General features: G+C 66.3%; 12 protein-coding genes. 6 read left to right on the plus strand and 6 right to left on the minus strand.

Annotated elements, in window-relative coordinates; genetic code table 11:
* Both VD972_RS18755 and VD972_RS18760 read left to right on the plus strand, forming a co-directional pair.
* Window positions 1-688: protein kinase domain-containing protein (locus VD972_RS18755; protein WP_414654085.1), on the plus strand; the 688-nt coding region annotated here is incomplete at its 5' end.
* 369 nt (window positions 689-1,057) lie between these two features.
* A complete protein-coding gene (locus VD972_RS18760) occupies window positions 1,058-1,411 on the plus strand; it encodes a helix-turn-helix transcriptional regulator (RefSeq protein WP_324988883.1) in 354 nt (117 codons plus the stop codon).
* 18 nt (window positions 1,412-1,429) lie between these two features.
* Here the strand turns inward: VD972_RS18760 and VD972_RS18765 are convergent, their stop codons facing one another.
* Window positions 1,430-2,539 carry a DMT family transporter gene (locus VD972_RS18765; protein ID WP_324988885.1) on the minus strand — a complete coding sequence of 370 codons (1,110 nt, stop codon included), beginning with the start codon at window positions 2,537-2,539 and terminating at the stop codon, window positions 1,430-1,432.
* Window positions 2,540-3,020: 481 nt separating this feature from the next.
* Between VD972_RS18765 and VD972_RS18770 the strand changes: the two genes are divergently transcribed.
* The gene (locus VD972_RS18770) at window positions 3,021-4,337 is read left to right on the plus strand and encodes a PAAR-like domain-containing protein (RefSeq protein WP_324988887.1); all 1,317 of its coding nucleotides are present in this window, start codon (window positions 3,021-3,023) and stop codon (window positions 4,335-4,337) included.
* A 38-nt stretch (window positions 4,338-4,375) separates the two neighbouring features.
* Window positions 4,376-5,131: a hypothetical protein gene (locus tag VD972_RS18775; RefSeq protein WP_324988889.1), complete on the plus strand. Its 756-nt coding sequence runs from the start codon at window positions 4,376-4,378 to the stop codon at window positions 5,129-5,131.
* Window positions 5,132-5,167: 36 nt separating this feature from the next.
* Here the strand turns inward: VD972_RS18775 and VD972_RS18780 are convergent, their stop codons facing one another.
* The 4 genes from VD972_RS18780 to VD972_RS18795 all read right to left on the minus strand — a co-directional run bounded on the left by VD972_RS18780 (window position 5,168) and on the right by VD972_RS18795 (window position 8,757).
* Entirely contained in the window at window positions 5,168-5,446 is a 279-nt protein-coding gene (locus tag VD972_RS18780) for a hypothetical protein (RefSeq protein WP_324988891.1), read from the minus strand.
* A 605-nt stretch (window positions 5,447-6,051) separates the two neighbouring features.
* On the minus strand, window positions 6,052-6,561 hold the full coding sequence (locus VD972_RS18785; RefSeq protein ID WP_324988893.1) for a hypothetical protein: 510 nt from the start codon (window positions 6,559-6,561) through the stop codon (window positions 6,052-6,054).
* A gap of 75 nt (window positions 6,562-6,636) precedes the next feature.
* Complete coding sequence (locus tag VD972_RS18790; RefSeq protein ID WP_324988895.1) at window positions 6,637-8,118, minus strand: adenylate/guanylate cyclase domain-containing protein; 1,482 nt, start codon at window positions 8,116-8,118, stop codon at window positions 6,637-6,639.
* A gap of 126 nt (window positions 8,119-8,244) precedes the next feature.
* On the minus strand, window positions 8,245-8,757 hold the full coding sequence (locus tag VD972_RS18795; RefSeq protein WP_324988897.1) for a GreA/GreB family elongation factor: 513 nt from the start codon (window positions 8,755-8,757) through the stop codon (window positions 8,245-8,247).
* Between the two features lie 157 nt (window positions 8,758-8,914).
* Here VD972_RS18795 and VD972_RS18800 point away from each other — a divergent pair, with 157 nt between their 5' ends.
* Window positions 8,915-9,190, plus strand: a complete 276-nt coding sequence (locus VD972_RS18800; RefSeq protein WP_324988899.1) for a PilZ domain-containing protein — start codon at window positions 8,915-8,917, stop codon at window positions 9,188-9,190.
* Between the two features lie 70 nt (window positions 9,191-9,260).
* Window positions 9,261-9,935: a dienelactone hydrolase family protein gene (locus VD972_RS18805; protein WP_324988901.1), complete on the plus strand. Its 675-nt coding sequence runs from the start codon at window positions 9,261-9,263 to the stop codon at window positions 9,933-9,935.
* Window positions 9,936-9,992: 57 nt separating this feature from the next.
* Here VD972_RS18805 and VD972_RS18810 read toward each other — a convergent pair whose 3' ends face one another.
* Entirely contained in the window at window positions 9,993-10,523 is a 531-nt protein-coding gene (locus VD972_RS18810; RefSeq protein ID WP_324988903.1) for a hypothetical protein, read from the minus strand.
* Between the last annotated feature and the right edge of the window lie 130 nt (window positions 10,524-10,653).

Consider the following 10,653-nt stretch of genomic DNA (forward strand, 5'->3'; position numbering starts at 1 on the left):
AGACCTGAACCCGGCTCGCGTCTTCCTGGGGCCCGAGGGCGAGGTGCTCTTGACGGACTTCGCCCGCGCGCGCTCGCTGCTGCCGGGCCGGGTGGCATCGACGCTGCCGCGCCCTCAAGGTGACGTGTTTTATTGCTCCCCCGAGGCGCTGCTCTGCGAGGAGACCGATCCGCGCTCGGACCTGTTCTCGCTCGGGCTGGTACTGCTGGAACTGGCAACGTGGCGTCACCTCTACAGCATGGACAACGTGCGGCCCGATGACTTGGAGGAAGCTCTAACGGAGAGGGTCAAGGGCAAGGTTCTGGATGCCGCCATCATCGCCACGGAGGCAGACCTACCGGAGCACGCGGAAGACTGCATCCTGCGAGCGGCCACGTTCACCTCACAGGACGTGGACGAGATCACCGAGCCGCTCGCGCAGCCGCTCCGCTCCATCGTCCGCAGGTTGCTCCAGCGGGAGCCGGTAGATCGCTATCAGTCGGCGGCTGAGCTGGAAGCCGATCTGCGGGAGGGCTTGTCTTCGCTGGGAGTCCCCTATGGAGCCAATGAGGCGCTAGAGGAGATCCTTGTTTCGCTCTCGGGTGCCCGCCTGAATCGCAGCGTGCTCAGTCCCACGAACGAGGATCAGCTACCACCCGCCATGATGGCGGAAGAGGACATCACCACCGAGCGCGGCGGAACCAACTAGCCAGCGTCTCGCTCCCTTCGCGTTTCCCGCAGCCCCTCGGCGTCGTGCCGAGAACGGGAGCGGCTTGCCTTCGAGCTGGACGGCTACGAGTGAGGAGGCCTGAGACGCTCGGCGGCCCCCGGGCGTCTCTGGCCGTAGTTGTACGCCACTAGCCCCTCTGGGGGCCTCAACCCGTCCGGCAGGACGGCGATCAAGGGATCTAGCACCGTGAAAGTCTCGCGCGCGAAAACTTCCAGCGCTGCACGCGCCCAGCCCACCACCACACGCGCCCGCAGGGTGTCCCGTGTGCCCCGACACATCGAGATCCGACAGCGCCGGTTAGGGGCCACCCTCAGCGCGACGTTGAAGCAAGCACGCAAGCGAGCGGGCATGACTCAGGCAGAAGTCGCCGAAGCCATCGGCACACACCCCGAAGTCTACGGGCGCATGGAGCGAGGAGCAGTGATGCCGAGCGTTCCCACGCTGCTGCGCCTGTGTCTGACGCTCGGAAGCGGGCCGCATGAATTGATGGGGTTCTCGGAGCTGGAGCTGTCGCAGCGCGTCCCCGGGGCAAGCACAGTGCCACCGGGCGTGAATGACACGCCCGAGAAGCGGCGCCTATTGCGCCGCCTCGCTCGCCTGGACAGCCCGAGGATCAAGGCTCTGGCGCGCTTGGCCGCCTTGCTTCTGCCAGGAGTGAGCGCCCGCAGCCCGCAGGGGGCTGGCCGTCGTCCCCGGGCCTAGACGAGTCCCGCAGCGCGTTCACGACTTCCGGTGCGCGTGCCGGTGGTGCAAGTCGGAAACGTGGGGGTGATCGTGCGTTAACGGCGCGTGGCTGTGTGCATGGCTGTGCGGCTCGGAGGTGTCCATTCCGGGCGGGTGTTCGTGCTGGTGGTGTTCGTCGTGAGCGTGCAGGTGGTCGTGCTCTAGGGGTTCGTGAGTATGGGGGTGGGCGTGGCGGGCCCGGACGAGCAGGACGACACCGAGGGCCATGACCAACAGCGCTCCCACCCCGCGCGCGCTCAGCCGTTCCCCCAAGATGATCACGGACGCGAGCGCGCCCACGAACGGAGCCGAGGCAAAGAGAGCCGCCTCTCGGGCGGCGCCGAGCAACCGCAGTGCGTACACGTCCAGAAGAATGCTTACGCCATAGCAGGCCAGCCCTACTATTCCGGCGATCAGCAGGTACGGCCCGCTTGGCACCTTTGCGCCCAGCACGAGCGCGAGAGCCACGTTGCAGGCACCGGCCCCTAGCGCCTTCACCTGGACAACGGCCACCGGATCGCGCACCGAGAGGCGCTGAGTCAGGTTGTTATCCAGTCCCCAGGACAAGCACGCTCCAGCCAGAGCCAGCACGCCCAGCCAGTCGGCGTGAACCTCCCCGCTCTGGAAGCTCAGCAGGGCCGCAGCGGCGACGATGACGAGAGCCGCGAGGGCTTCCCGTCTTCCCAGGTGCTCACGAAAGAAGACCACGGCCAGAGCAATCGTGAAGGGGGCTTCCAGGTTGAGCAGCAGCGACCCCACCGAGCCGGACACACGCCCGAGGCCCACGAGCATCAACACGGGCCCCACGATGCCGCCCGTGACGATGACTCCCACCAGAGGAGCAAGATCACTCCGGCGCAACTGTGCCTCGCGTCCGGCGTTCCCGATCCTTCTCCATCGCGAAACGAGGCGCACGGCTAGGAGCCCGAGGCCCGCCCCCAGGTAGAGCAACCCGGCGAGCATGGCCGGTGTACTCGCGGGGAGCAGCAGCTTTACCAGCGGGGGACTGAGACCGAACAGCAACGCCGCCCCGATGCCACAGGCAGTGCCGACAAGGATCGGGTTCGCTCGCTGGTGGCTTCCATCAGGAGGTGTGTTCACCTCCATGGTTCTAGTGCTGCCGCAGGGCCCCCGCCAGAAGGGCTCCACCACCCCAGCAGGCAAGCCTCGACGCTCGCGCACTCCACGGAGGCCCGCGAGCGTCAGACGCTCGCGCACTCCACTCGCTTCGACGTGGGGAGCACGCCGGGGCCCACAGGCGTGCCTCTCCGCTTGCCCAGCTCCACGGGCCCATTGCCTAACCTGGAAGCGCAGCCGGTGAGGCGGGAAGGGCACCGCATGTGCCCCCAGTGTGCCCCTCCAGCGGGGAATTGAACGGGACGAGACGGGACGAGACGGGACGGAGCGGGGGAACGATCCGGTGAAACATCAAGGCGTTAGCCGGTAACAGCGCGACCTGCTTAGGGTTTTGCTTCCGCCTTGATGCGGGTTCGATTCCCGCCGCCTCCATCCCGAGAAGCCCAGCAATGCCCAGGCCATTCAGGGACACGCTTTGAGTCGCGCCTGGAGGGATGATTCAATGCGAGCCATGACAAAGGTGTTCGCCAACGGACGCTCGATCCTCCACGAAGGCGATGGCCTCAAGCACACGGCAGCGGCCCCTGATGTCTGCAAGACGCCGTCGCCGGGCGGCCCCATCCCCGTGCCCTACGTCAACGTGGCCTCCGATAGCGATCTGGCCAAGGGGACCACGACGGTCCACATCGAGGGGCATTCCGTCGCGCTCGCAAGCTCCAACCTGAGCACGAGCATGGGCGACGAGCCTGGAACGGCAGGTGGAGGGCTCGTCTCGTCCAAGACCAAGGGCAAGCTGACCTGGGGCTCCTCCAGCATCGACGTGAAGTTCGAGGGCAAGGGCGTGGCCCGGTTCATGGACGTCACCCAGCACAACGGCAACTCGTTCAACACCGCGTTCATGTCACAGGGGGGCACGGGATTCGCCTACGGAGACGACTTCCAGGGGCTGTGTCCCATCTGTCAGAACAAGCCGGACGAGCACGCGGTGCTCGAGCTGAAGGAAGAGGAACAGAGCCTCGATATCGCCAACAAGATCCTCAAGGATCTCCAGGCGCGCGAGGAAAAACTGCGACGGCACAAGGAGGACCTCAAGAAGGAGGAGACCAAACGCAGGCGCCTTGATGAGCAACCCACCAAACCCAAACCGTCGACCATTGCGGAGCGGGAGAAAGCGATCGCGGACCTTGAGAAGGAGCTCCCGACGCTTGAGAAGCATCGCCGCGGCTCTAGCGGGTACATGTTCGGGGTCATGGTGTGCATCAACAAAGAGAAATTTGCCGCGATATCGGGCGACGAGACGCCTGACGGGTTCAAAGAGATCGCTAGGAGTCACGGTTGCGAGGTCATCGATTTGGCTGCCACGTTGGGTGACATCCTCGCCAGGAACCCCAACAAAGACCTCGCATCCCAAATCGCGATAAGAGATCGGTGGCGCGCCACGATGCGTAAGCACCTCGCAACACCTAAGCCTGAGCAAGGATACAACAACCGCCCTGGTGCCTGTGCAGGCGCCAAACTCATCGGCAGGAGCGGTCACGTCGCGCACTCGATGAGCGAGATGTACTTCTCTCCCTCGGGTGCAAACAAGGACACGTTGACCTTCAACGTCATCTACCGCGGCCCCGACAAGTTCGCTCCAGAGAACAAGCCTTGGACGCCTCCAACCGAGGAAGAACTCAAGGCTACAAAGGACGACGACACGACGGACGGGAAACGCGTCAACATGCGACGCAAGAAGGAGTCCACCGTGCTCTCCTGTCAGTCCTGTCAGGACACGCTGTTCATGGCCCGATGCGACAAAGAGAGGCAAACGTGCACGGGCAAATGACCTGGTCGGAGTTACTCAAGGCTCCCCCTCCCTTGTCGATGAAGGGCTTGCTCACGTTCATGGAGCGATGGAGGCCCCGGAGCACTCATGGCTTCGAACCGGCCACGGCCGACCAGGTCGCTGTGCTGGCCCAGCCACATGGAGGGCTCGACGCGCTGCCTCGCGTGTATCGCGAGTTCCTCGCGACCATGGGCGCATCGACCGGCGCCTTGAGGCTGATGTGGGGCACGACCTCGATCTCGGTGCTGCTCGAGGATCTCGGAGATCATCAACAACAGCGGCCCGATCCTCGTCGTTACCTCAAGTTCGCCATTGGCGAGGACGACTACAACGGCCGCCATCCGGACGACTTCTTCGATCTGTCCCGTCCGACACCCGACAGACGTGACGCAGCGATCATCCGCATTCGCGCAGAGCGACTGGTGAGCGGCAAGGTCGCAGCCGAGCAGCCCTTCCCGACCTTCTCCGACTTACTACGAGCAGTGGTCGTGGCTCAAGTCGGCTTGGACGTCCCGGACCAGCAAACGCCGTCCTACGACCTGGGGCCGAATCCTGAGACTCCGGCCAAGACCTACGAATTCTTCACACGAATGGGATTCTCGCTCACCGAGCTCGGAGCATCGTTGGCGATCGTTCCCCTCGAACATCCGGGGCGCGGTGCGATCGCACTTATCAGTGGGTCTTCACCATTGCTCCCTGGCACGGGCGTGGAGTTCCGCGCGCGTGACAAGGCCCAGCACTTGCTCCTCGAGGAGCTCATCAAGGACCACCGGCAGGAGTTGAGCGGTGGTTGACGAGGGGCGCCTTTCACATGGGATGGAGAGCTTCCATCAACGCCGCTTCGCAGAGGTGGGGACGGTGACGGTGAGCAGTTGGGCCTGGTGGCTCTGTGGCGACGTCAGCCTCACTCCCCTGCGGCCTGGGTTGGCCCTCTGGCCGGGGCCAAGCTCGCACTTCAACTTGCTGCGCCGTCGCGCGCTGCTCGCTACCTGAGCCTGTCCACCATGGAGGGGCACTACGAAGCCGTGCACGAGGAACGTCGGCTGAGGTGTCGCCACCGCATCGAGGATGGCGCCCGCGACGTCCCGCGCGTCCTGCGCCGTGAACACCCGGCCTCCCGTCTGCGTAGCGAGCTGCTCGCGGTGCACCAGTTCACGGTGTCACGGAAGACCTTGAGCGCCTTCGACTCGCTCCCGCCAAGCTTGTAGAGCCAGTAGCCGGGGCAGTTGGTGGGGTCTTCCAGCTCGCCTTGGCACTCGTTGTCGTAGAGGTTCCAAAAGTACACGGCTTTCAGATTCGTACCCGTTTACGGGTCGCTTGCTCAGGGAGCTCCGGACCTTCCTGAAGTCAGGCCAGTTTGAGAGCAGGCAGCCGAGCCGTGAACACGTACCAGAAGTACCACACGAGCAAGGCGGAGCAGGCGCGCCTGATCGAGCGCTTCCTGGATCCGAATGGTGGTGGACTGCTTTCAGGCGTGCAGCCTGGGGTATGCGAGAAACTTGAGCTGAGAGCGCCTAACAAAAGTCCCTTCGCCGTCGCAGGATTGCGCATGTAACAGGCGGACATCCGGTCGAGCTGCTCTGCCGGAACGCTGAAGCCGCTGTCCTTCATCCCCAGCGGCTCGAAGATGCGTTCCCTGAAGAAGACCTCGAGCGGCTAGTCCACTCGGCTGCCGGGATCGTCGGTGGTGGCCTGAACAACGAGTCCGGAAGGCTCAGGCGAGCTTGCGGATGAAGTCAGCGGCCAGCTCGGCCTTCTTCGCGTCGGACTCGGCCGTGGGCAGCACGAGGATGCGCTCCTGCGGCAGATACTTCCGCGCGCGCTCCTCCATCTGCTTGCTATACTTGTTGAAGTAGTCGTCCACGTCCTGCTGCTTCATGCCGCCAGCCAGGCCCTGCTTGCGCTGGGCCTCCAGCCCGGAGAAGTCCAGCACGCAGCCCTCCGCCTGCCCCAGGTAGAGCAGCCAGCTGTTGCTGTAGAGGCCGATGCGCTGCTCCTTGCCAGCCACCTTCTCCAGCGCGGCCTTGTAGTGGGGAGACAGCGCTGTGTTCTCTCCCGGAGGGATGTTGGAGAGCAGCTGCTTCTGCGCCTCCGGGTTCTTGGCAATCTCCGTGGTGATCGGATCGTTGTCCAGGTAGGTCACCTTCGCGGACTCACAGGCACGTGCGATCCATGGGGCGGGCTCACTCGGCTCATTGGAGAAGACGATGACGAAGCGCTTCATCTCGGTGGCTCCCAGTGAAGGACCCGTCCATCATACCCGCCGGCAGGGCCGCCGCGAGCCCCCCTCGCACCCGCCTCAGGCGGCTCGGACAGGCCGCGCCTCTCCTGCCACGGTGAGCAGGCTCATCTCTCCCGCCACGCCTTTGAGCGGCACCGTGCCCACCTCCTGGACGGGGAACGCGTCACCCAGCCGCCGGGCCACCTCCTGGCTGAAGAGCAGCGGCGGCAGGGGCTCACGCGCCTGTCCCTCGATGCGGGAGGCGACGTTGACGGTGTGGCCAATGACGGTGAACTCCATCCGGTCCGTGCTCCCGAGGTAGCCCGCAACCGCCTCGCCCGCGTGGATGCCAATGCCGGCGCGCAGGTGCAGCCCCCGCTCGGCAAGCTTCGCGTTGTAGGCCTCCAGGCGCCGCAGCATCTCCACCCCCGCGGAGACCGCCGCAATGGCGGGATCGCCCTGGCTCCCGGTGAGCCCGAAGGTGGCGAGCACCGCGTCCCCGATGAACTTGTCCACCATGCCTCCATGGCGTTGGATGGCGGCCACCATCTCCTGGAAGTAGCCGTTGAGCACTTCGATGAGCACCTCGGGTTCCAGGGTCTCGGACAGGCGCGTGAAGTCACGCAGATCGCTGAAGAGGACCACCACGTCCCGCCGGCTGCCTCCGAGCACCGCTGACTTTCCGTGGCGCGCGTACTTCTCGATGAACTCGGTGGCGACCTGAGGAGAGACGAAGCGGCCGAACGCCTCGCGGATGCGCTCGCGGAGCTGGAGCCCTCCCGCCATCTCATTGATGCCGGCGGCCACGAGGGACAGTTCATCCGGGCGGCTCGTGGTAACCGTGGACTGGAAGTCCCCACCCCCCACCCGGCGCACGGCCTCGAGCAGCCGCTCCGAGTCCCGGCGCAGGCTCCGGCCGTAGGCGATCGCCGCCGCGAGCGCCACGCCCGTGAAGCCAATGGCGAGCATGGCCGCTTCGATGACGTACTGCCGCTCTCCCTTGAGCTCGTCGATGAACCGCAGCAGGGTGAGGAGCATGATCCCCGCGGGCACGGTGGTGAAGATGACGTAGCCCTCGATCAGCCGGCGCCCGAGCCGCTCTCGCAGCTTCGCTGCGAGGGAGAGATTGGGCGTGGACGGCAGCGCGTTCTCGAAGAGGAGATATTCCACCTGCGCGAGCAACCCGCCGCCCAGCAGGCAATAGCCCACGGCGAACTTCAGGTGGCTGGCGACGGGGAACGTCGGGTAGCGCGTGGCATGCAGGACGACGGCGAGCAGGCCTGTCAGCACCCACGAGAGGACCGACAGCTGCCAGGCCCGGCGAGCGGGGGTGCTCTGCTCCGTCGACGAAGGGAGGAGCCGCAGCAGCAGCTCGCGGAGCACCATGTGGAACAGCGCCAACAGGATGACGGTGCGGGCCAGCACCGGCGGCGACAGGCTGCAGATGAAGGTGCAGACGAGGCGCGCGTAGACGAAGGTGAAGAGCGCCACGAGCACCGAACCGCCATGAAGCAGCAGGCGGAGCCGGAGCGGGAGGCGAGGAGCAGAAGAGGGCGTCATGGCGAGGCGGCCTCGAGCGCACGACACACCGAGAACCTCCCTCACTCTACTCCCCAGGTACGCCCAAGGTTACAGGGCTTGTCTCCTCGGGAGCCCACGGCACCCTCCTCCCGCCCTCCCGGAGGCTCAGTGGGTAGGAGGCGTGTAGGTGACTTGAGTCACCGTGTACTCCACTGCTCCTCGGGGCCTTTCCACCTGGACGGCTTCGCCCACCTCCTTGCCAAGCAACGCCCGCGCAAGGGGCGACTCCACACTGAGCCGGCCTGCCTTCACGTCTGCCTCATCCGGACCCACGATGCGGTAGGTCACCTCTCCCCCATCCTCATCCTCGAGCGAGACCCAGGCGCCGAAGAAGACTCGTCCCTCCTGAGTAGGTTCGGGGCTCACCACCCGCACCTCCTCCAGCGTGTCCGCCAGCTGTTGCGCACGCCGTTCACGCTCCCGCTTGCGCACCCCCGCATCCAACCCGGTCTGCCCCTCGCCGCCCGCCTCCGGTCCGAGCAGGGTGGCCAGCTCCTCCTGAAGTGCCCGGTAGCCCTCCGGGGTGATGTAGCGCTTCTCTCCCTGCCAGGTGCGCGGCCGTGCAGGAACGAGCCCCTCGTCGCCTCCGCTGTCCTCCTTGGTGAACGCCTTCGACATGGATACCTCCCCGCCTCTGCAATCTGGAGCATCTGCTCCCGCTCTGCCAGCACGCCGGAAACTTGCCGCTCTCGGGTGGGGTGGCAGGCTTACAGGCATGTACCGCCCCCGCGCCATTCCGCGTCATGCCCACCGTCTTGCCGTGCGCCTGAAGGGAATGCTCCCTGTCTATACCTCGGACGTGTCCCACCAGGGCTTTCAGGCCGAGATGCTCCAGCCGGTGAAGCCGGGCACTGCGTTGCAGGGCACCCTCACGCTGGAGGGCGCGGAGTTCCCCTTCGAGGGAGAGGTGGTGTGGATGCGGCAGCACGCCGGAGAGCGCGCCCGCGGGTGTTATGGCGTGCGCTTCACCTCCCTGCCCGCGGACTTCGCGCGGCGTCTCGTCGCGTACAGGAGGCGACAGGGCCGGCGGCTCCTGCGCTGGTTCCGCTGAAGTCTCGAGCCTCCAGGGTCGGCTCGAGCGTTAAGGTGCCGCCTCCTGTCACTCAAGAGAGGGTCGACCCATGACGCAGGCCACGCAGCTGAACGGAACGGACGGCAAGGAAGTCCCGGGCTCCCTGAGCGAGCCCTCTGGGGGCACCGCGAAGGGCGCGGTGCTGCTCATCCACGAGTGGTGGGGTCTCAACGAGCACACCCGCGACGTGGCGGATCGGCTGGCGCACGAGGGCTTTACGGTCTTCGCGGCGGATCTCTACGGAGGCAAGGTGGCGAAGGACGAGGCCACCGCCCAGCAGTACCTCTCCACGATGGATTGGAAGCAGGCAGGAGAGTCCCTGCGGCGTGCAGCCGAGGCGCTGCGCCAGCGCAAGCCGGGGACGAAGGTGGGGGTGATGGGCTTCTGCATGGGCGGCGCCGTGTCGCTCTTCGTCGCGGCGACGGATCCGGAGATCGCCGCCTGCGTGCCCTTCTACGGCATCCCGGGCGAGGACAGGGCGGACCTCACGAAGATCCGCGCGCCGGTGCTGGGCCACTTCGCGCAGCATGATGACTGGTGCTCGCCGGACCGGGTGGACGCGCTGGAGAAGAAGCTGAAGGGCGCCAACGTCCCGGTGGAGCTCCACCGCTACGACGCGCACCACGCCTTCTTCAACGACACGCGCCCCAAGGTGTACTCGAAGCCGAACGCCGAGCTGGCGTGGACGCGCACGGTGGAGTTCCTCCGCGCGAAGCTGGGCTGAGGACTCGGCGGCTCCGGGCGAGGCCACACCGGCTCGCCTGGCGTCCCACTCCGCTCATCAGGTCCCAGGGTTGGGAGCGTTCGGAGCCGGCGGCGCGGCGGGCGTCTCGGGAGGCGCCGGGCTTGTGGGAGCCGGTGTGCCCGTGGAGCTCGGAGTCTGCTCTGCGGGAGGCTCGGCGGGCTGGGGGGTGGGAGGCGCGGCGGGCTGGGAGGCGGGAGGCTCGGCTGCGGGAGGCTCCGTCGGGCGGAGGACCTGGAACTGGTACGCCTTCACCCCCTTGGGCAGCACCACCTCCACCAGCGGGTTCTCCTTGATCAGGGCCTGGGACACAGGCACGGAGATGCGGCCCTCGGCATCACTCGTAGCGGACAGGCGCGAACGCTCCGTCCCGGCGAGCACCTTGGCGCCCTGAATGGGCTGTCCCGTGCTCGGGTCCAACAAGCGCATCACCAGGGTCTGTCCATCGACGGCCTGCTGCGGGGCACCCACCGGCTGCACCATGTCTTTGTAATGGGGGCGCAAGGCACAGGCAGACAGCAGACCGAGGGCAACGAGGACAACGCTCAACGAGGCACGGCGAAGGCGCATGGGATTTCCGTCCAGAGGGGAAGGGCTGCGTTCACCGCCCACCCTCCTATGGGGCAGGCAGCGAAGCAAGCGCGCAGGGGACGGCGGCGGTGGCGGGAGTTCGCGAGTCCAAGCGGGCCGCATGCTCGCC

The organism is Hyalangium sp. (assembly GCF_035629615.1).
Classification (GTDB): domain Bacteria; phylum Myxococcota; class Myxococcia; order Myxococcales; family Myxococcaceae; genus Hyalangium.